The organism is Corynebacterium sp. Marseille-Q4381 (genome assembly GCF_036881695.1).
Lineage (GTDB): Bacteria > Actinomycetota > Actinomycetes > Mycobacteriales > Mycobacteriaceae > Corynebacterium.
Genome location: NZ_JBAJNR010000004.1, coordinates 137,702 through 157,969, shown reverse-complemented (window position 1 = coordinate 157,969; position 20,268 = coordinate 137,702). Strand labels below are relative to the sequence as shown.

At 61.3% G+C, this 20,268-nt stretch carries 21 protein-coding genes; 9 read left to right on the top strand and 12 right to left on the bottom strand.

The window, feature by feature from the left end; translation table 11 throughout:
- The first annotated feature begins 1,234 nt into the window (after positions 1-1,234).
- From V6D40_RS04980 to V6D40_RS04965, 4 genes are all read left to right on the top strand, one after another.
- The gene (locus V6D40_RS04980) at positions 1,235-1,543 is read left to right on the top strand and encodes a helix-turn-helix domain-containing protein (RefSeq protein ID WP_024058948.1); all 309 of its coding nucleotides are present in this window, start codon (positions 1,235-1,237) and stop codon (positions 1,541-1,543) included.
- 171 nt (positions 1,544-1,714) lie between these two features.
- Positions 1,715-2,014, top strand: a complete 300-nt coding sequence (locus tag V6D40_RS04975; protein ID WP_024058949.1) for a hypothetical protein — start codon at positions 1,715-1,717, stop codon at positions 2,012-2,014.
- A gap of 1,545 nt (positions 2,015-3,559) precedes the next feature.
- A complete protein-coding gene (locus V6D40_RS04970; protein ID WP_334289259.1) occupies positions 3,560-4,681 on the top strand; it encodes a hypothetical protein in 1,122 nt (373 codons plus the stop codon).
- A gap of 23 nt (positions 4,682-4,704) precedes the next feature.
- Positions 4,705-4,890, top strand: a complete 186-nt coding sequence (locus V6D40_RS04965) for a hypothetical protein (RefSeq protein WP_334289258.1) — start codon at positions 4,705-4,707, stop codon at positions 4,888-4,890.
- A 569-nt stretch (positions 4,891-5,459) separates the two neighbouring features.
- Here the strand turns inward: V6D40_RS04965 and V6D40_RS04960 are convergent.
- The 9 genes from V6D40_RS04960 to ychF form a co-directional block, all read right to left on the bottom strand.
- A complete protein-coding gene (locus V6D40_RS04960) occupies positions 5,460-5,885 on the bottom strand; it encodes a single-stranded DNA-binding protein (RefSeq protein ID WP_334289257.1) in 426 nt (141 codons plus the stop codon).
- A gap of 89 nt (positions 5,886-5,974) precedes the next feature.
- Positions 5,975-6,118: a hypothetical protein gene (locus tag V6D40_RS04955; RefSeq protein ID WP_016456431.1), complete on the bottom strand. Its 144-nt coding sequence runs from the start codon at positions 6,116-6,118 to the stop codon at positions 5,975-5,977.
- A 159-nt stretch (positions 6,119-6,277) separates the two neighbouring features.
- Complete coding sequence (locus V6D40_RS04950) at positions 6,278-7,300, bottom strand: DUF4192 domain-containing protein (protein ID WP_016456432.1); 1,023 nt, start codon at positions 7,298-7,300, stop codon at positions 6,278-6,280.
- Between the two features lie 192 nt (positions 7,301-7,492).
- On the bottom strand, positions 7,493-8,098 hold the full coding sequence (locus V6D40_RS04945) for an HNH endonuclease (protein ID WP_334289256.1): 606 nt from the start codon (positions 8,096-8,098) through the stop codon (positions 7,493-7,495).
- Positions 8,099-8,379: 281 nt separating this feature from the next.
- Positions 8,380-9,006 (bottom strand): ATP-binding cassette domain-containing protein, encoded by a 627-nt coding sequence (locus tag V6D40_RS04940; protein ID WP_005530794.1) that lies wholly within the window; start codon positions 9,004-9,006, stop codon positions 8,380-8,382.
- A 94-nt stretch (positions 9,007-9,100) separates the two neighbouring features.
- Positions 9,101-10,885, bottom strand: a complete 1,785-nt coding sequence (locus tag V6D40_RS04935) for a hypothetical protein (protein WP_334289255.1) — start codon at positions 10,883-10,885, stop codon at positions 9,101-9,103.
- Between the two features lie 227 nt (positions 10,886-11,112).
- Entirely contained in the window at positions 11,113-11,538 is a 426-nt protein-coding gene (locus tag V6D40_RS04930) for a lactococcin 972 family bacteriocin (protein WP_334289254.1), read from the bottom strand.
- Entirely contained in the window at positions 11,535-12,086 is a 552-nt protein-coding gene (locus tag V6D40_RS04925; RefSeq protein WP_334289253.1) for a recombinase family protein, read from the bottom strand. The genes V6D40_RS04930 and V6D40_RS04925 overlap by 4 nt, the downstream gene beginning before the upstream one ends.
- 18 nt (positions 12,087-12,104) lie before the next feature.
- A complete protein-coding gene (gene ychF, locus V6D40_RS04920) occupies positions 12,105-13,193 on the bottom strand; it encodes a redox-regulated ATPase YchF (RefSeq protein WP_334289252.1) in 1,089 nt (362 codons plus the stop codon).
- Between the two features lie 56 nt (positions 13,194-13,249).
- Here ychF and V6D40_RS04915 point away from each other — a divergent pair, with 56 nt between their 5' ends.
- Positions 13,250-14,665, top strand: coding sequence for an AI-2E family transporter (locus tag V6D40_RS04915; RefSeq protein WP_334289251.1), 1,416 nt, complete (start codon positions 13,250-13,252; stop codon positions 14,663-14,665).
- A gap of 6 nt (positions 14,666-14,671) precedes the next feature.
- Positions 14,672-15,211 carry a DUF6542 domain-containing protein gene (locus V6D40_RS04910; RefSeq protein ID WP_334289250.1) on the top strand — a complete coding sequence of 180 codons (540 nt, stop codon included), beginning with the start codon at positions 14,672-14,674 and terminating at the stop codon, positions 15,209-15,211.
- Positions 15,212-15,223: 12 nt separating this feature from the next.
- Here V6D40_RS04910 and V6D40_RS04905 read toward each other — a convergent pair whose 3' ends face one another.
- Positions 15,224-16,183 carry a 4-hydroxy-3-methylbut-2-enyl diphosphate reductase gene (locus V6D40_RS04905; RefSeq protein ID WP_334289249.1) on the bottom strand — a complete coding sequence of 320 codons (960 nt, stop codon included), beginning with the start codon at positions 16,181-16,183 and terminating at the stop codon, positions 15,224-15,226.
- Positions 16,184-16,269: 86 nt separating this feature from the next.
- On the opposite strand from V6D40_RS04905, the gene xseA reads away from it, so the two are divergent.
- Together xseA and V6D40_RS04895 are read left to right on the top strand one after the other, a co-directional pair.
- Positions 16,270-17,511, top strand: a complete 1,242-nt coding sequence (gene xseA, locus V6D40_RS04900) for an exodeoxyribonuclease VII large subunit (protein WP_334289248.1) — start codon at positions 16,270-16,272, stop codon at positions 17,509-17,511.
- A gap of 40 nt (positions 17,512-17,551) precedes the next feature.
- Entirely contained in the window at positions 17,552-17,809 is a 258-nt protein-coding gene (locus tag V6D40_RS04895) for an exodeoxyribonuclease VII small subunit (protein ID WP_334289247.1), read from the top strand.
- On the opposite strand, the gene V6D40_RS04890 is transcribed toward V6D40_RS04895, so the two are convergent.
- Positions 17,806-18,387 carry a DUF4245 domain-containing protein gene (locus tag V6D40_RS04890; protein ID WP_334289246.1) on the bottom strand — a complete coding sequence of 194 codons (582 nt, stop codon included), beginning with the start codon at positions 18,385-18,387 and terminating at the stop codon, positions 17,806-17,808. The two genes, V6D40_RS04895 and V6D40_RS04890, sit on opposite strands and share 4 nt — an antisense overlap.
- Positions 18,388-18,509: 122 nt before the next feature.
- Here V6D40_RS04890 and glpX point away from each other — a divergent pair, with 122 nt between their 5' ends.
- Positions 18,510-19,523: a class II fructose-bisphosphatase gene (glpX, locus tag V6D40_RS04885; protein WP_334289245.1), complete on the top strand. Its 1,014-nt coding sequence runs from the start codon at positions 18,510-18,512 to the stop codon at positions 19,521-19,523.
- Here glpX and V6D40_RS04880 read toward each other — a convergent pair.
- Positions 19,520-20,194 (bottom strand): CPBP family intramembrane glutamic endopeptidase, encoded by a 675-nt coding sequence (locus V6D40_RS04880; protein ID WP_334289244.1) that lies wholly within the window; start codon positions 20,192-20,194, stop codon positions 19,520-19,522. The two genes, glpX and V6D40_RS04880, sit on opposite strands and share 4 nt — an antisense overlap.
- Between the last annotated feature and the right edge of the window lie 74 nt (positions 20,195-20,268).

Sequence of the window (20,268 nt, the reverse complement as noted above, 5' to 3'; positions counted from 1 at the left end):
TTTCGTTTCGTAATTTTTCCACTTTTTGAAGAAAATCTAAATAAGAAGAGACACCTTGATTGCGATTGTGTCCCGTGTCACATAGCTGCAACCCCTGCAGCGTGCCCTCAACGAGGACGCTCTGTGTCGTAGACATGTGCCTGCAATGCGTGTCTGTGTCTCTCTCTTAAAAGGTTTGGGTCGAAATACCGCAAAATTACGAAACACCGCCGAAATGTGACGTGTCTATGCAGGTCACAGCGTTATCGCGTGTTTCGTAGTTTTGTTCTTTTCGTTTGCGGAAATCACGAAACCGCAGGTAGAGCGTTTCGTAATTTTTTCGTATTTTGATCGGCAAATTACGAAACGAGGTCAAAACTACGAAACGAGCGCGCTACAGACGTGTCACAGGTCATAAAAGGCGCGCCCCTTGCGTGTCACCGTGACGCAGCATCCCGGCCGTGTCACATAGCTACAACCCCTGCAGCGTGCCCTCAATGAGGACGGTCTATGTCGTAGACATGTGCCCGTAATGTGTGTCTGTGTCTCTCCCTTAAAAGGTTTGGGTCGAAATGCCGCAAAATTACGAAACATCCCCGAAATGTGACGTGTCTGTGCAGGTCACAGCGTTATCGCGTGTTTCGTAATTTGGTTTTCCGATTTTCGTAGTTCTACGAAACCGCAGGTAGAGCGTTTCGTAATTTTTTCGTATTTTGATCGGCAAATTACGAAACGAGGTCAAAACTACGAAACGAGCACACTATAGACGTGTCACAGGTCACAAAAAGGCGCGCCCCTTGCGTGTCACCATGCCGCCACACAACAGCTGCCCCACCACAACACCCCAGCCGTGCCACGTGGCGTGTAGAAACGTGCTCGGTTCGATTCGTAAAGATTAGGTCGCAGGCTATTGTGCGCGACGCATAAGTTCCGTACGATGGCCCCCAGACCGTATGTGGCGTTTTAATTCGTTTTTGGTTTAGCCAGCCGCATACGGGGGATAACCCCGAGGATAATTCATAAAGAGACAGCCTCTCGACCGTGATAGGAGCGGTTCCTCCGACGAGATAGACCGGTCGGCAACGGCATTGCCAACCACAAAAGCGGTCAGGTAGGGAGTAAGCGCTCCCGTAAAGCGATGGGACGGCAGACCACCGTTCTAGCGAGTTGAGCACGGCACTCCAAGCCGCCTGAATAGCAAGCCGGTAAAGCACCCCGCTCCGGGACAGATCAATCTGCCCAGGAGCGTTTTTCTATGTCCGAAAAGGACACGACTACCGCCGTCGCGCCACGCTTTTACACGCTGCAGGAACTCGCCGATCTCGGCGTCGGCTCCGAGTCCACGTTGCGAAAAGCTATTAAAGAGGGCCGTCTTTCATTCCACCGTTTCGGCACCGCCTATCGGATTCGCCAAGACGATCTCGACGCCTACCTCGCGGCCGCACGCCGCCCTGCCCCGCAGCTATTCGACGGCTTCGTCGATGCCGTCGTGAATGCAGCGCCCCAACTGACAGATGAGCAGCGCCAGCAGCTCGTCACGGTGCTGGGCGGTGTGAAGCACTAATGCGGACAAACCCGCCTACGACGAGATCCCGCCGCTTAGCTCAGCTAGTCAGGCTGGGTCTTGAACTGAGTGCGAGGGCTGATGGGTGATGGCCGTGCTACTACACACGCGCGCTCCACCGTCGTGCCCCGAGTCCAAATAAACAGTTCATTCAACCAAGGAGAACAAACCATGTCTTTCAGAGACGATTACGCAGCAGCGCTGCGCGATGAGCAGCAAGCAAAAGATACCGTGAACGAGGCGCGCCGTGCACACAAAGCGACAAAGGAGCGCCTTGCGCAGTTGCGCAAGTATGCCGAAGAGTTCGAGGTGAATCTCGACGGTGACAAGTCCGCCAGCACCGAAGGGGACGGTGACAAGTCCGCCAGCACCGAAGGGGACAGCGATACACCTGAGAACGGTGACGGCGACACGCCTGAGAGCACCGAGGGCAGTAAGCCGAAGCGGCATCTAGAAGTTGTACCCGACTAACCCTTTAGCCGTACACGCAATCACCTCATGTGTGTACGGCCACGCGGCGTGACGACGTACAGCCGTCACGTTTGATGTCGCCACACACCCCGCTCGCAAGGGCGGGGTTTTCGCGTGTGTGCGGGTGGCTGCGGCACCGCTACACGTGACACTGTCACGATGCTTGCGACGGTGTTGGCGACGGGGCATATACACACCTGCCCCGTCGCCTGGATCATCCGCCACATGGCTGGCGGTGTGTCGCGCTGCTGTGATGCGCGGCCGCAGCAGGCATGGTGTCGTGCGCGACGAGATATGCCGATAGCTGTGGCCGTGGGTTGAGGGCGTGCAGCAGCGCGGACAGAGCAGATTTCAGCAGCTGTGCTGCTGAAGATGCAACCGCGACGGCAGATGACATGCGGCGCATGCCGCATCATGGACGCGCCGTGAGATACGCCAATATCCATCTCGGCAGGCTTGCCGTTATGGAGCGTTTCGTGATGACCCAAACACGACACATCGATGCTGGCATATCCGAATACATATCGACGGGATATATCGGATTGCCAGCAGTGTCGTGACGTAAAGCATGGGTCATCACACAAGGTGCAGCGCCAGCTGCACTATTGGGCACCTTGACCGGAGCGCAGCGGAGGGAAAGGTAGACCCAGCCAGACCGAGCGAGCGAGGTCTGAGACTGGGGCTATAAGGGGCGGCGCGCCAGCGCCGGGCACCGGGTTATGCGAGCGCCAGCGAGTAGTAATACCCGGTGCAGTGCCTCGGCTATGCCGAGCGCCGGAGCGCAGCGGAGGCGTCGCACCCCCTTATGCCCTTTTCCCCCTTCTACCCCTATAACGACAAACATATAGGGGTTTTGACACAGAAGGGGGCTGCGACCTGCGTGTTTCGGGTTGTGACACGGTCTTCGACCCTTACCCGAAACGGCCCGTTGATGCGCGAAGCGCACATGGTGCCTACGCAAAATCTGCAGGTCGCCACGCTGTGCGCACCACATGCGGCGTCAGCCGTTGTATGTCGGTCTTAAAGTAAGGGCCGATGACGGGTGGAAACGCCGCTTGCGGCGTGTTCCCGCGTCATCGCGCACGCCGTGTGCAACGTGAGCTTGCGAACGTGCCACGGCGTCGAACCGAACGGCAAGACCGACATTGTTTACGTGGTGCGCACAGCCACACCCTGCACTCTGGCACCGCCGTCAGGCGGTCATTGCAGGGTGGTGAAAATCCTGCAGCGAGCCATCCGCCACCAGGCAGTGTTGATGCTGCTGCGGGGGTCAACGACACGGGCCTGATTAATACACTTCATATCGGCCCGTGCCACAAGCACACTATCGGTGCAGACGTATCACGCTCGCGGCGGCCATATGCGCGCAAGCGCATGTGATGAGCACCGCCAGCGACGTGTGTTTCGCAGCGCGTCGCGCTGCAGCAGATCCAGCGGCAGCTGTTGATGCAAATGTGTAGCGCCGCGACTCGATTGGTTCATCTTTGTGGCAGCGGCTGTACGGCCCTGTGGCGGCCGTAGACGCCTCGGATGGACGGAGTGCGCGTGCAGAAGAACAGTTTCAAGACGTCGCTGTTCGTCGTGTATCTGCCGAAGTCGATGTGCAAGGAGATCCCCGACTACTACACCAGTGAGGTGGACGGGCGCGAAGTGAAACGTCCGCGCTATGTCGCCCGCGACTACGAGGAAGCAAAGCAGTACCTCGAAGAGTCAATGCGCTGGCTTGCAGAAAACTTCATCCCCGGCGGTATCGACGCAGTCGCTGGCGGTGATATGAACTTTGACGAATCAACGCCACACATCCAGTTCCAGGCGGATACGTTCTCACCGAAGCCCGAAGATCCCGACAAGCTCCGTTGCCGCCCCGGCATCGCGTACAACACTGACACCTCAGTGCGGTACACATCCGGCCCGAAGAAGGGCAAGCAGATCTCGGGTAACCAGAAGTTCATCGACGCGCAACGGGGCCTGCGCGAACACATGCACTCGCTCGGCTATCCGGTGGAACTAGAAGTCTCCGAACGTCATGACGAGTCACTCAACCTCGACCGCTACACCGAGCAACAAGACCGGGAGCGCGATCTCGCCAAGCGCGAGGATGATGTGGAAGTCAAGAAGCGATCCGTGCAGCGCGACATGGACGCAATTGATCGTGACCGCGAGCAGGCTGCTAAGGAACTTGAACAGGCGCAAGAAGCCCGCGAAGCAGCCCAGCGCGTACAGGAGAATGCTGAAGCACAGGCTCGCGAGGTTGCCGAGCGTGTGCTCAAGGAAGCACGCGAGAAGGCCGAGCAAGAAGCCGAAGAGATCCGCAGCGAAGCACGCAAGGATGCTGAGCAGGAGTTGGGCCTGGCCGAAGCGCAAGCAGACGAGCTGCTCGAACGAGCCGAAGAGACTGCGCGGGCCAAGGCGGGCGATATTACAGCCGCAGCTCGCAGCGAAGCAGAGACGATCACTCGCAAGACCGACGAGGCCCGTAAGCAGGCTGAGCGCGACGCCGAGACGATCCGCAGCAAAGCACGAGATGAGGCCACGAGCATCCGCGACGAGGCCACACGCGACGCTGCAGTAACGCGCAAGGATGCCCGCGATGAGGCTGATCAGATCCGCCGCAACGCGCACACGGACGCCGAAGATGAAGCCGCATCATCATCGAAGAAGCGGTGAAGTCAGGACAACAGTTGGAGCACTTGGATAAGAAGTTCCTGGTGCAAGAACTGCATCGCAGCCCAGAGTTGCTTGAGCGTTACACGCTGTTCAGGCAGTCGCAGACCTCAGGCAAGAAGGGCGGGGCGCAGCAGCGTGCACGCGAGCGCATCGAGAAGCGCCGCCAGCAGCAACAGCAGCGTGATCGTGATGGCGGTATGGAGTTGTAGCACTGCTCTCCCCTGCCCTGTACGGCCTTCTGCGGGCCTAACAGGGGGCCGTCGGCGTCGTAGGTCATTGGCGGCGGGTAAACGGCTGATATTCAGCGAAAATCGAAGAAATCTCGGCTAGGCGGGGCCGGTGTCACTACGTTGCGCAGTGAATTGGCCTGTTGAGTGGCGGAGATAGTGCGCAGCACGTCGGTGTGTACGACGGGGCATGTGCTGCGCAGAAGAGATGTCCGTAGAAGGGCCGACAGAATGTCGTTGTCATTCTGTTGCGTAGTAAAGGTGTCAATAGGATGACAAACCACTTCACTGCCCAATTCACATGTCATTAAAGTGACAGGGCATTTGATTGCGCAGTAAACGTGTCGATGAAATGGGTGCCCAATACACAGTGCAACCTACGTGTTAATGAAATGTCACAGACACTACATAGTGCAGTGAGTTGCGCAGCAGAAACGCCAGTAAAAGCACCGCACCACTGCACCGTAAAACTGCACAAGTGATTCGCAGCAAATTGGCGTGTGAAATGGTTGAAAAAATAACCCCGCAGGTTTCCCTGCGGGGTTTCGTAGTTAGAACGGTACTTCTTCGCCCTCAGCGCCAGCCAGGGCGGCGGTCGCCGCCTCGCCTCCGCGACGGGCAGCGCGAGCAGCGGACTCCTTCTTGGAATCGATCAGCTGCACCGTGTCGATGCGCGCCACCAGCGGGTACTGCTTCACACCGTCCTTGTCGGTGTAGACGTCGGTCTTGAGCGAGTAGCTCACCGCAACGCGATCGCCGGAGCCGATGCAGCCGAACACACCGGGGTTCGCGGCGTCCTGGACGTAGCCGGTCAGCTCCACGATCTCGCTTTCCACCTTGCCGGTGGACTTGTTCTTGAAGGTGTTGCGCGCATAGACGCTGAGCTTCACCGTCGCGCCGCCGTTTGTGTGCTCGAACAGCTTGGGTGCGCGAGCTGCGTTGCCGACGATGGTGCCGTTGTTGAAGGGGTTGGACATGATGGTTCTCCTTACGTGAGTGGGTGTGATTTGCCGTGCAATTTGGGTACTTAAGCAGCGGCTTTGCCGCTGCGGGGGTTGAGCTGTCGTTACAGCACTGCCCAGGGCAGCGGTGTGCCTGCCGCCTCTAGGTCGCGCAGTTCTTGTGCTGCGCCCGGATCGGCGTCCTCGCCGTCGATGCCGTCGGCGAGCTGGTAGAGCAGTTCCAGGTCGGTGTGGGTGATGTCGCGCATCAGGTGCCTCCTTGTTCGGATGGATGGTCAATCCGTCTGTTGGAGACAGCTCTGCTGTCTAGGGGGTTCTCCCCCGCCCCGCTAGGTGTGCATCTCTGCTGGCCACGGCCCCGCGAGAAAAAGAAACCCCGTTGCATCGCTGCAACGGGGTGTGTGGTGTTACTCGGTGAACAAGATCGTGCGGGTCTTCTCAGCGCCCTCGCGGACGAGTTCGACCATCCGCTCGCCCTGGCCAATGTCGGTCAGCTTGGCCACCAGAGACGGGAAATTCTCGTCTGGTCCGATCTCGGTGGCTCGCTGCGCAGCCACGCCAGCTAGTCCCGGCTGGCCTGTGGCGTGAGCGAGCACGGCAACAGTGGCGGTGAGCTGCGCCCGCATCCCCGGCCAGCTGGTCGGGACAGCGCGCATAACCTGCTCTATGAACGCAAGGCCAGCCTGCGGCTCATCGAGCAGCGCTGCGAGCAGCGTGTCTCGCAAGCGCGGCGTGGTGAAGCATTTCAGCGCAGACCGAACAGCACGAGTGCTCGGCTGGGTGATCCCTGCCGCCGCCTGCTCGTATTCACGCTGCAGCACGTCCGCGAACATGGGCGGGATATACGCCAGCGCGTCTTCGATGATGTCGGCGTGCTCGGCAGCGTCGATGCCGTGATCGGTGCTGTTCAACCGTGCTTCGATGTCGTCTTTGCTCGGTTCCGGCAGCTCGCCGGTGTGCTCTAGCATCTGGCGCAGCGCCGCCGATGCGGCGACCTCGCCGACAACACCGTGGCGCGGCTCATCGATGAGCGGATGCTGATACACAGACCACCACGCAGCCCCGGTGACGATCTCGGGCACCTGCACCACCCCGAGCAGCGGCGGTAGGTGCACTGCCCCACTAGTGAGATACGTTGCCGTCTCGTCAAAGACCGGCTGCGCAATGTCGTCGCTGATCATGTACGCGATAACAGCGTCGAGTTCGAGGTGGTGGACCCACGCTGCGAACCGCTCGCGGCTCTCGGTGAGCTTTGCAACAGCTTCGTCCAGGTCGAACCGCGCGACCGGGCCGAGGCGGATGGTGTCGACGCCCTCGTCGTCGACGAAGAACGCGAGGATCAGCGAGTTGTTCGGGTAGAATCCGAGGATGCCGGGGAGGTTCGCGAGGATCTCGCCGTGGGATGCAAGCGTGTGGGAATGAGTGGACATGGCAGTGCTCCTTTGCACGAATACGGGGTGTACACGGTCAATCCCGTATTCGGTCCGGCTCTGCCGGTCGCAGGCGTATCCCAGCAGCGCAGCACTCATGTGCGCCGGGCGTCGCTAGCGCAGCCTGATGCTCGGCTTACCGGGTGCGAGCGCTAGCGACGCAGCATTGTTAGATCCCCGCGTCGCCGCTGGTTAAGCGTTACCTTTGGCGCGATTGTGGGACTTGCAGAGCAGCTCGCAGTTGCTTTCCTCGGTCTTGCCGCCCTTCGACCATGCGGTGACGTGATCAGCGTCCATATCCTTGAGCGGCCAGATCTTCTCCTTCTTCTCGTCGAGGCCGATAGCGCAGTAGGAGCAGTTGGACACACCGTTCTTCTCGGCGGCGTCTGTCTGGCGCTTGTACACGCGCTTTTTGACAGCCTCAGTGAAGACACGCACGTTAAGCAGCCGCGTCTCTTTCTTGCCGCCGAGCAGGTACTCGTAGATACCCTTCTTCGACTGGACCTGCGAGTCGGAAAGCAGCTCGCGTGCTTCGGCGGTCATCTTTGCTGCGTCGTAGCCCTTGTCGCCGTACTGCTCATAGAGCTTGTTCCACGCGATTCCACGCATGGAACTGTCCGTCATCTTGAACACGCTTGCGGCCCAGTCGATGACGGTGGTGAAGTACGTCTGCAGCTCCTTGCAGTCCTCGTCATCGCGGTGCTTGGCCATGTAGTTATCGATGCTCACGCCGTCACGCTGAGCGATCCAGTCGAGAGCGACTTCAAGCACCTCCTGGCGGGCGGGTTCACCGCGCACGAAATTCGACCACTTCGACATCAGTCGCCAAGAAGTCTTCCGGTGGTGCATGCGCTACAACACCCGCAGACGGCACTCCTGGTGCAACTTTCTAGCCCCCAATGACTTCGAAGCACTCACATCAGCTACGCCGACCCAAGCAGCATAGCTAACCCCCGACGTGTCTACTTTCCGGGGGTCAGGCCCGTGCTCGACAACCCCAGCGGACTCAACGCCCACGCCAGCGTCGCGGACCATGCGGCCGGGTACCGGAAGGTGGCCAAGGCCGCGGGCATCGCGATTTAATCCCGCGCAGAGCCGGAGACTGTGACCTGGCGATCATTGATGCGCAAGGTGCTGTCAGCGGCAGCAATAACTGCGGCATCGTGCGTGGCGGCCAGAACGAGTGCGCCCCCGTCCGCAGCTCGCCGCAGGAGCGCGATAACTTGGTCGCGGTTAGTGGGGTCGAGGGAGGCGGTCGGCTCGTCAGCGAACACATAAGCCGCGCCGCGGAGCAGGGCTCGGGCGATCGCCAGCCGCTGCTGCTCGCCTCCGCTGAGAATAGCTGCCGGCCCGTCGAAGGGGACATCAAGACCGACTTCGCCGAGGGAGTGCAGCAATTCTTCTTTGGAGTATTGCTTCCTGGATAGCCCGAGGGTGAGGTTATCTTCGCAGCTTAGTTCGGGAATGATTCCGTGGTCTTGGTGGATTATCGCTGCGCGTTCTCGCCAGAACCTCCGCCTCCGCTTCATCCTCCACGCGGAGGCATTCTCACCGTCTATCCGGAGGAGGCCGTCCGCCGGCGGCAGGAGCCCGGCCAAGGTGTTGAGCAGCAAAGTCTTTCCGGAACCGCTGGCTCCACAGATGGCGACAAAGCCTGGCCCGGGTAGGGAAAACGTTGCATTTTCCACGAGGGACTTCTTCACCATCCGCGTGCTGCGCCCCACAGAAAAAGTCGACTCCGCGGCGAGACAGAGATGAGAGGTGGAAATCTCCGGCGGCAGAGTGGGGGACTGATTGGGGCTAGCCAATGACATTGTGACTCCTAGGGGAGGCGGACATGTGCTGAGAAATACTGAGACGGACAAAACCGAGGTAGACGATTAAGACAAGGCAGCTTAGCGCGGTGAAGGTGTAGAGGAACGGGTTGGGAAGCAGTAGCGGAGCCAGGACGGACAATATGACGACAACTGTCAGGCTGACCAGTTGGCTTTTGAATAGTCGCCACATTGTTTTGTCCGGTGATTGCCCAGCGCTGTGGAGGAGTACCAGGAGGCGACGGTGAACTCGGAGCTGGATGCGCGCCTGGACTATCAAGGCCGCAAGCGTGGCGAGCAAAGCTCCGAGGGCGCTCAGGATACTCAGCCAGAACAGCGCCGTGCTGGCTACTAGTTCGGCCAGACCGCGATCGGCGGCGCGTACCGGGTAGACGTAGCCTTCGAGGCCGGCAGCGGTAAGTTCTGGACCCAGTTCCGAGAAATCCGCGAAGAGCAAATTTTCACTCGAAGCTGTGGAGCTTAGGAAGTCTGCGTCGAAGCCGGATAGATCGTCCGTTTCAAGCACGTAAAAACAATCGCCGGGAACCAGTTCCCCCGACATTGTTCCACTAATGAATCCGACCGCATGATCGGCACTGACCGGACCAATTTGCGCAGATTTAAGGAGCAGGTCGCCGGATTCCTGAGCCCACAGATCCACGGAAGCTGCGAAATGCTCTTGGGCTGCGGAATAGTCGACCGAGTGGTTGTCGTCTCCGGGACGGAACTGATAATCCTGCAGATCGTGCCATTGGCGGTTGGCAAGTGCCACGGGGCAGGAGTCCGGCACACCGGTACCTTCTTTCGGCAAAGTATGGCTGAGGACAGCCCCGTGCTCCCGTTCCCAGCTGAGCGCGAAGTCGCGGAAGTTCTGCTGCAGACTGGGCGGCAAGAGCTCGCCTCCTTCCACGCGGCCAGCAGGGCCGTCGAAGTTGGCTGAAAAATGCAAGGCTCCAAACTCCGCGAGAGATTTCCAGGTCTGCTGGGCCTCGGATTCCTGCTGGTAGGAGCGGAGCGCAGCCGCTGAGCTAAGACCCGCTGCTACAAAGGTCACGCAGGTAAAGACCGAAATTACTTTCAGCGCTTTTCCCGCCGCCTTCTCTGCGGGGGCACGCTGCGCCAGCAGCGCTACTGCGCGGCGCAACAATGGGGCGGTGACGGCTACGGCCAAACCGGTGGTAGCCAGGGCCAAGCCTATCCCGGCGGCGTAGAACCTGAGGAACAGGAGGGCAAAAGAATAGCTCCCTTGGCGGGCGAGGAATGTACTCGCAAGGCCAATGAGAACTAGGTGCGGGAGGATGACAAAGGTCCATTGCCGCCAATTGCCTTTTTGACTGCGGTGCCCGCCATTTATTGTGCGCAGCGCTGCCAATCTAAGACCGGAAACCCGAAGAACAAATACCAGGGCAAAAAGGGAAACGACAAATAGAAACAGGATCGCCACCAACGCGGGCAGGCGGAATACGACCGATTGGATGAGGTGAAGGAACTGCGTCTTTTCGCTTAGCCTGAGCCCGTCATTCCTGGCCGATTCGTAGAAGTGGTTCGCATTGCCACCCGTTGCTTTGGGAACCAAGACGTAGTCACCGTGGTAATCCAGCGACCCAAGCTCACTGGCCGCTTGGCTCAAGGCATCCGGCCGGTTGAGCCGGGGAATGCGTTCCGGTGCTGGATAATTTTGCTCCAGCGGGATGAAAACCTCGTGAGAAGTCCCGCTTGCGTCATCGGTGCCAGTCAGCCGGTAGATGTAGTAGCCGTTCTGCTCGGCCAATGAAACCAGTGAGTTACGGATTACCGTCGGTGCGTAGTCTGACTCAAGTTCCTCCGCGAGTGAAGTCTTAGGCTCGACGTAGTCAAGACTAAAGGTTGATTCGACCCCTAAGGACAAGGGCTTGGTGGAGTCAACCAGGGCTGTCAGCAGCCACCCAGTAGTCGCGATGACTGCAGCAAGAAGTAGGCTCAAAAGCCCAAGTACTAGGGGTCGAATGCGCATGAGTTCTAGCAGAAGTTGTAGTAGTAGCTGTCCTTAGTGCCCGGCAAATTCGTTGCCCAAAGCTCGGCGATCGACTTCTGGCCGCCGCGGGTGTTGATGCTTCGTTGCGTTCTGCCGTTGACGGTCACAGTCGAAGTATGGCACCGATTCACGGTGAAATAAGAACGCGCCTTAGCGTTCCAGAATCCGTACTCCCAGGTACCGCCACCTGCAGGGTAGCAAACTTTCCGGCCGGCAGATGCCCAGTAGGTTGTGAAGGCTGGTGCTGCCTCGCCGAGTAGCTCGGCCATCACACCGGAAGCAAAGCCTCCCTTGGCGCCGTGGTCTTGGAATTCTTCTGCGGAAGCAACGGCTGAGTTAGATACGGAAACGCTCAGAGCAGAGGCAATCAGCAGCGCTGCAAACTGCCGAGTGCGCTTTTTGGGGGTCATAACAGTCTCCCGAGCACGGCGGCGGCTTCGGATGGGATGATCTCGCCGGTGGAGGTGTAGCCGATCGGGCGCACACCGCCGGAGTACCAGCGGCCCTGCTCGGCGCGCTGCTGTTGCGCACGGGATTGGCGCATGCTTTTTCGCTCGATCTCGCCGCGCGCCACGGCTGCTTTGATACGCGCGTACATTCTGCCGCCGTCGGTGGCAAGGTCAGCATCACCGTTCGCGGTGACGAGTTTCAGCCTCTGCTCTTCCGCCCTGTCGGTCCACTCTTCGAGCTGCCAGGGCTGCCGTGTGAGGCGGTCGAGGTCCCAGCAAATGATCGCGTCGATCTCGCCGCGATCAAAAGACGCCACCATCGCGTCGTAGTCGGGACGGTCCACGTCCTTCTTTGATGCAGAGATCGATTGATCGACGTAGGTATGCACGACGTCCCAGCCGCGTTGCTCGGCGAGGGCTTCGCAGTCCTGACGCTGCCGGTCGATGGCGAGGCCGTCCATGGCAGCATCTAACGAGATACGGAGGTAAATAGCAGCGCGTGTAGTCATACGCTATTCATAGCGTATTTAGGTTACATTGAAACGAAACTCGACGACGTCCCCATCAGCCATAACGTAGTCCTTGCCTTCTTGGCGGACTTTGCCGTGCGCGCGGGCCTCGGCCATCGAACCGAGGGAGTCCAAGTCGTCGAACGCGACGATCTCAGCCTTGATAAAGCCTTTCTCAAAGTCGGTGTGGATCACGCCGGCAGCCTTCGGCGCAGTGTCGCCCTTGCGGATCGTCCACGCGCGGGCTTCCTTCGGGCCGGCGGTGAGGTACGTCTGCAGGCCGAGGGTGTCGAAACCGGCCTTGGCCAGCGTCTGCAAGCCGGGCTCGTCTTGGCCGACGGCAGCGAGCAGCTCGGCGGCATCCTCTTCGTCCAGTTCCAGAAGCTCGGTCTCGGTCTGGGCGTCGAGGAAGACGGCCTCGGCAGGAGCAACGAGGTCGCGCAGCTGTTGCTTCTTCGCCTCGTCGGTAAGCACTGCCTCATCGGAGTTGAACACGTAGAGGAACGGCTTCGCGGTCATCAGGTGCAGGTGGTGAAGGAGACCGAGGTCGATATCCCCGGACTTGGACGCGGCGAAGAGCGTGCGGTCGTCCTCAAGAATTGCCTGCGCCTTCTTGGCTTCCTCCGCCTGCGCTGCAACGTCTTTGTCCTTGCGGCCTTCCTTTTCCAGCCGCGGCAGCGCCTTCTCAATTGTCTGCAAGTCAGCCAGTATGAGCTCGGTGTTGATCACGGAGATGTCGTTGGCGGGATCCACTTTGCCGTCGACGTGGATCACGTTGTCGTCGCTAAACGCGCGGACCACCTGGCAGATCGCGTCGGCCTCGCGGATGTTCGCCAGAAACGCGTTGCCCATACCCTCGCCCTCGGAGGCACCCTTGACAATGCCGGCGATGTCGACGAACGACACGGTTGCGGGCAGGATGCGCTCCGACGCGAAAATCTCCGCCAACCGCGTCAGGCGCGGGTCCGGCAGCTCCACCAGGCCGACGTTCGGCTCGATGGTTGCGAACGGGTAGTTCGCCGCCAGCACGTCGTTGCGCGTCAGCGCGTTGAACAGGGTGGACTTTCCAACATTCGGCAGACCGACGATTCCAAGAGTAAGGCTCACGCTGGCTCATCCTAGTCCACCGAAGACCGTGGCATTCGACCGGTTCATCGTGCACAATGGTGCGAGTGAGTGCGAGCAACGAGAATGCAGCGGCGGAGCAAATCCCCACCCAGCGGCCAGCAAGCAACGACCGCATTGACCGCGGCATTGTGATGAACCAGTGGGTGAAGTCCACCGCGATGTTCACGCTGCGCATTCTCATCATCGCGGTGTTCCTCTACGCCCTCGCTCGCATCATCGGCGCTTTTTGGGCCGGTATTTTGCCGATGATCCTCGCGCTAATCATTTGCACGGTGCTCGCACCGGTGTCCACCTGGCTGAGAAACCACAAGGTGCCGTCCGGATTCGCCGCCATGTTCACAATGCTGGGGTTCATCGCGCTACTCGCGGCTATCTTCATGCTTATCGCGCCGGACGTGGTCAACCACTCCCAGGTCCTTTACCTCCAGGCGTTCGAGGGTGTGCAACGCCTCCAGCTTTGGCTGCAGGGCCCGCCGCTCAATGTGGACCCCGACAGCATTAACGAGGTGGTCAACGACATCTCCGGCTGGATCCAGAACCAGGCTGGGGCGATCGCGGGCGGCGTGTTCTCAGGCATCAGCTCCGCGGCTGGCCTGAGCGTGACCCTCATGGTCATCATCGTTCTGACGTTCTTTTTTCTGAAAGACGGCCACCGCTTCCTGCCCTGGCTGCGCTCGGCCACCGGCGGCCGCAGCGGTCTGCACGCCACGGAGCTGCTCACCCGCGCCTGGAACACCCTTTCAGGTTTCATTCGTGCCCAAGCGATAGTGTCGCTTATCGACGCCCTGTTTATCGGCATCGGCATCTGGATCGTCGGAGTACCGATGGCGTTCACCCTGTCTGTGATTACGTTCCTGGCCGGGTTCATCCCGATCGTGGGCGCGGTCGTCGCCGGAGCCTTGGCCGTGCTGATCGCCCTGGTCTCCCTCGGCTTCACCAAGGCGCTCATCGTGCTCGCCATCGTGATTGCCGTGCAGCAGCTCGAGGGCAACATCCTCTCCCCCATGCTGCAGTCCCGCGCCATGGACCTCCACCCGGTCATTGTCTTGATCTCTGTCACCGTCGGCGGCGGCCTGTTCGGACTCGTCGGCGCTTTCCTGGCCGTGCCGGTAGCAGCGATGGTTGCGGTCACGTACCGCTACATGCTGGACATGCTGCGCATCCACTCCGGCGAGCGCACCGCCGACGAGCTGGACTTCTTTACGCCGGAGGGCCTCGCCATCGCGCAGATCGAGCAGGAGGAGTCGGTGCACACCCGCCGCCAGTGGCGCGAGGAGCGCGAATGGTCCACCGCCCCGGTTATGGACGAGGTTGTGGACGCACCCCAGCCCGGCCACGGCTCGACGAGTTGGCAAAAGCTGCGCGACCGTAGCAACGAGCTGCGCAAAGCGGGCGGGAAGAGGATCGCGGACACGTTTGAAAAAACGGTGAAAAACAACAAGCTAGACTAATCAACCGTGTCTGCTGCATTTATGGGCCTTCCAACCGGCTCCGCGATCGCGATTAACGCCGCGGCGCTGTTCACCGGCGCATTGCTCGCAGTCAGCGCCGGGGCCATCACGTGGCCGCTTCTGGCGCTCTTCGCCGCAGCAGTCATCATCACCACGCTCTTTGTCAACCCGCGCGGCGTCTTCCTCACCGTGGTCACCGCTCCGCTGCTTTTCCTTGTCGCGGTGGTGGCCTCCGGCCTGTTAATTGGCAAAGACCAGCTCGCAGGCGAAGGCGCATCCTCGCGCGCCGCGCAACTCCTCGTGGTCTACCCGCTGGTGGAGCTATTCCCGTGGCTGTTCTTCGTCACACTCATTTCAGCGTTGATAGGAATCGCCCGAATCCAGCTGATCAAGCGGCAAAACCGCGTGATCGCGGCGCGCGAGGCGCGGGAACGCCGGCGCGTGTCGTCTTCAAACCGGCGCGCAGCAGACCAGGCAGCGTCTTCTCGCAGCGTATCCGTGCAAGAACTTGTGCGCCGCGAGCGGGCGCGCTCAACTCGGCGCTAAGCCCCTTGCGGGCTAGGCCTTGCGGGCGCGAAGGTCGCGCGGAAGAGCGAACGTGATGGTCTCGACCGTGGTGGTCACCTCATCTACGTTGGTGAATCCGCGCTCGCCGAGGTAGGCGACCACTTCCTGCACCAAGATCTCCGGCACGGATGCGCCCGAGGTCAGCCCGACCGTTTCCACACCTTCCAGCCAGGCGTCGTCGATCTGGTGGGGATAGTCCACCAGATGGGACGCCTTCGCGCCCGCCTCGAGCGCGACTTCCACCAACCGCTTGGAGTTCGAGGAGTTCTGCGAACCTACAACGATGACAAGATCACAGCGCGGCGCAATGTTCTTCACCGCGGCCTGGCGGTTCTGCGTGGCGTAACAAATGTCGTCGCTCGGCGGATCCTGCAGGTGCGGGAACCGCTCTTTCAGCTTTTCGACGATCTCCATCGTCTCATCCACCGACAACGTCGTCTGCGACAACCACACCAGCGGCTGGTCTTCCGGGAAGTCGGGCAACGCAGCGACACCCTCCACACCGTCGACGAGGTGGGTGACCTCGGGCGCCTCGCCAGCGGTACCCTCGACCTCTTCGTGGCCCTCGTGACCAACCAGCAGAATCTGGTAACCGTCGCGGGCGAACCGCTTAGCCTCGTTGTGCACCTTGGTCACCAATGGGCAGGACGCGTCCAGCGCCAGCAGGTTGCGCTGCGCCGCAGACTCGCGCACTGCGGGTGACACGCCGTGAGCAGAGAACACCACGTGCGCGCCTTCCGGCACCTCGTCGGTTTCCTCGACGAAGATCGCGCCGCGCTGCTGGAGCGTCTTCACCACGTACTTGTTGTGGACGATTTCCTTACGCACGTAGATCGGTTCGCCGTATTTCTCCAGCGCACGCTCGACAGTCTCCACCGCGCGGTCAACGCCCGCGCAGTAACCGCGGGGGGAGGCGAGAAGCAGGGTTTTGCCCTGACCTTGATCCGTCATGGAACCGACCCTACCGAAGTGGCGTCTAAATCCCTAGCAAGAAAAACCGCTGGCCTATCCTTGGGGCGAAACGAAGGAGGAGCAAGGTGGCTGATCCCAAAAGCACCGCGGAGGCGCCGTGGAGCGTGGCCAAACTCAACACCAGCGTGAAGGGTTGGGTTGAACGGCTCGGCTTCATCTGGGTCGAGGGGCAACTTACCCAAGTCAAGACCAAGCCGAACTGGAGCTACTCCTACCTCACGCTGCGCGACACTCAGGCTGAGGCCAGCGTAGAGCTGATCGCAGATACGAAGCTTCTGACCTCGATGGCAAGCCCGCCACGCGACGGCGATCACGTTGTCATCCACGGCAAACCCAACTTCTTCACACAGCGCGGGTCTTTTTCGCTGCGGGTCACGGAGATCAGACACGTCGGCGCTGGCGAGCTTCTGGCGCGCATCGAGGAATTGCGCCACCGCCTTGCTGGCGAGGGTCTGTTCGATCCGGCCCGCAAGCGTCCACTGCCGTACCTACCAAACAAGGTGGGGCTGATCACCGGGCGCGGATCCGCCGCGGAGCGCGACGTGCTCTCGGTGGCGCAGGCACGCTGGCCCGCAGTCCGGTTCGAGGTGGTCAACACCGCGGTGCAAGGCCCGCGCACGGTGCCCGAGGTCATTGCGGCGCTGCAGAAGCTCGACGCCGATCCAGGCGTGGATGTCATCATCATTGCCCGCGGCGGCGGCTCAGTGGAGGACCTCCTCCCCTTCTCCGAGGAGGCACTCCAACGGGCAGTCGCGGCTGCTGCCACACCGGTCGTCTCCGCTATCGGTCACGAGCCGGACAACCCCGTCCTAGACAACGTGGCGGACGTCCGCGCCGCCACCCCTACCGATGCCGCTAAGCGCGTCGTGCCCGACATGGCCGAGGAAATCGCGCTCGTCGCAGAGGCGCGCCGCCGCAGCGCCGCAGCACTTCGCAGCTGGGTGCAGCGTGAGCAGCAGGCGCTTGCCGACGTGCGCTCACGACCCTCGCTTGCGAACCCACTCGGTGCCATCGCCCAGCGTCGCGAGGAGATAGATCGCGAAGTCTCCCGGATCCGGCGCGAACTCACCCACTACCTCGCCCAGCAGACGTCGACGGTGAGCGCGCTTCGCTCGCAAGTGGCCACCCTGGGCCCGTCGGCAACCCTTGCCCGCGGCTACGCGGTAGTCCAGGTCCTCCCCCGCGACGGCTCTGGGCCGGAGGTCGTCACCTCCATCGAGCAGTCGCCGCCGGGGTCGCAACTGCGCATCCGCGTCGGCGACGGCTCGATTTCGGCCGCGTCAATGGGCGTCACCCAAGCCGACTAACTACAACCCGACCTTTTTACAGACGAAACAGGAGATACCCATGGCAGATACCACCTTCGGGGCAGGTCAAGCTGGCGAGAACGCGTTCCCGGATCCGGAGATGCTGAACTACGAAGATGCGCGCGCGGAACTGATTGAAACGGTGAAGATTCTCGAGCTCGGGCAGATGAGCCTGGACGAATCGCTGAAATACTGGGAGCGCGGCGAGAGCCTGGCGAAGCGCTGCGAGGTCCTACTTCACAACGCCTCCGAGCGCGTGGAGGCCGCGATCGCTGAACGGGAGAGCCGCGAAGATTAAGCGTCGCCGTTCGGATCGATCGGGGCGGCCTGAAGCGCCGCGCTGATGAGCGTTACAAACTCGTCTTCCGTGCCGGCGCCGGTCACCACCAAGCGGGCGTCCCCGGCATCGACGGCCCATAAGGGGCGCACTGCCGGGTCGTCGGCGCTTAAGACACGCACCTCGCGACCGTCGATAGTCGTTGTTTGCTCGTTCGGGCGCAGCGCCGAATCCTGCGCCGCGATGGCGGTCTCAATGTCTGCCCCCGTCTGAGTCATCTGCAAAAAGCCGCCGTCGGCGGTGACCCACCCCACCACGGGTGCGGGCTGCTGGTCGATCATGGTGCGGCGCGCTGAGTTGGCTACCCAGCCCTCAGGCGTGTCCGGGTAGCGGATCGGGAAATTTGTCGCTCTGGATTCGAGACCGAGGAACGTGCGCGCGTCGACTTCCTGCACGGGACCGTTTTCCGGCCGTCCCGGGTTGTAGGTACACAGCCCGGTGGCACCGACACCGATCAGCATCATCACCACGATGATGACAACGTTGATGAACATGTCCCGGCCGTCTTGAAAAACGCGGGGTTTCCCTTTGTCTGCCACGCAGACCAGTATGACACGGGGGCGCGCCGGCCCCGAATCCCCCAAATTTGCGGTTCTTGGTGGAAGAAAGTGCCAGAATGAAGGTGTCTTTTACCGCACCGCCTTGAGGAGGATGTCCCCGCATGTCTGAACCGACGACCGAATATTTCCCGGACCGCAATCTCGCCATGGAGCTGGTCCGTGTGACCGAGGCGGCGGCGCTCGCCTCCGGGCGCTGGGTCGGCCGCGGCAAGAAGAACGAAGGCGACGGTGCCGCCGTGGACGCGATGCGCAAGATGATCAACTCCGTGAGCATGGACGGCGTCATCGTGATCGGCGAGGGTGAAAAGGACGAAGCGCCGATGCTTTACAACGGCGAGCAGGTCGGCAACGGCCAAGGCGCCCAGGTGGACCTCGCGGTCGACCCGGTGGACGGCACTCGTCTGATGGCCGAGGGCCGCCCGAACGCGATCTCCGTTATCGCCGCCGCCGACCGCGGCTCGATGTTCAACCCGAAAGACGCGTTCTACATGAACAAGATCGCCGTCGGCCCCGAGGCTGCGGGCAGCATCGACATCACCGCCCCGGTTGCCGCCAACATCCATGCTGTAGCCAAGGCAAAGGGCATCCGCCCCGACGAAGTCACCGTCGTCGTGCTGGACCGTCCGCGCCACGAACAGCTGGTGCGCGACATCCGCGACGCCGGCGCGAAGGTCCGCTTCATCATGGACGGCGACGTTGCCGGTGCGATCGCAGCAGCGCAGGACACCAGCTCTATTGATATCGCGATGGGTGTGGGCGGCACCCCGGAGGGTGTCGTGACCGCGTGCGCGCTGAAGTGCCTCGGCGGCGAGATCCAGGGCATGCTCGCACCGCAGAGCGACGAAGAGCGCGAGGCGGTACTCGCCGCTGGCCACGATCTGGACCGGGTGCTCGGGATCAACGACCTCGTCACCTCGGACAACTGCTACTTCGCCGCCACCGGTGTCACCAACGGCGACATGCTGCGCGGCGTGTCCTACCGCAAGTACGGTGCGACCACGCGCTCACTGGTGATGCGCTCGAAGTCCGGCACAGTTCGTTACGTCGAGTCCATGCACAAGCTGGCCAAGCTGCAGGAGTACTCGGTCATCGACTACTCCGACCCGACGAACTAAAGCCCGCCCACAACGACAGCCTGCACGAGCAGGTTGTTGCAGAAGTGCAAAATGAGCCCGGCCCACAGCGACTTATGCCAACGAGTTGAGAGTGCCAGGGCTATGCCCATCAGCCCCGTATACAGCATCGCCGGCGGGGCGATGTGCGCGAGGCCGAATAGAATCGCGCTGCCGACGACGCTCACGGCAGCGGGGGCGACCGTGTCCAGGTAGCCCATCACGAGGCGTCGGAAAACGATCTCCTCAAGGAACGGCCCCACCGCGAGGTACGCAACAAGAGTGAGGACGACGCCGAGGTTGGAGCCGTCGTTGGACGTCGTCTCCCCCGTTGACTCTAGGCCGAGCAGCGGGCCGATGAGCGCGGCCCCGGCACCCGCGAACAGTACTGCGACTGGGAACTCCCACAGCAAGTGCCACCCTCTCGCACCCAGCCGGTCAAACCCAAGGGGGATCCCGCGCCGCTTGAGGTAGCGCAGCAGGAAAATGGTGGGCACCGCCAACGCCACCAGAATCAACAACGGGAAGAGCGTGAGCAGCACCGCGCGCGGGACTTCAAGGCGCATCAGCGCGAACGCTTGCGCGATGAGCAACGCGTCGGCAACCACCAGCGACGCGCACCCGACCAGAGCGTCCCTCAAAGTGGGGGCTTTACGGGCGCTGTGTTCGGTCATTTCGCCTCCTCGTCGTGTCTGGTTCGTGCATAATCGTCCAATGGACAGGCACGCGCGCACCTTGCAGTGTGGGG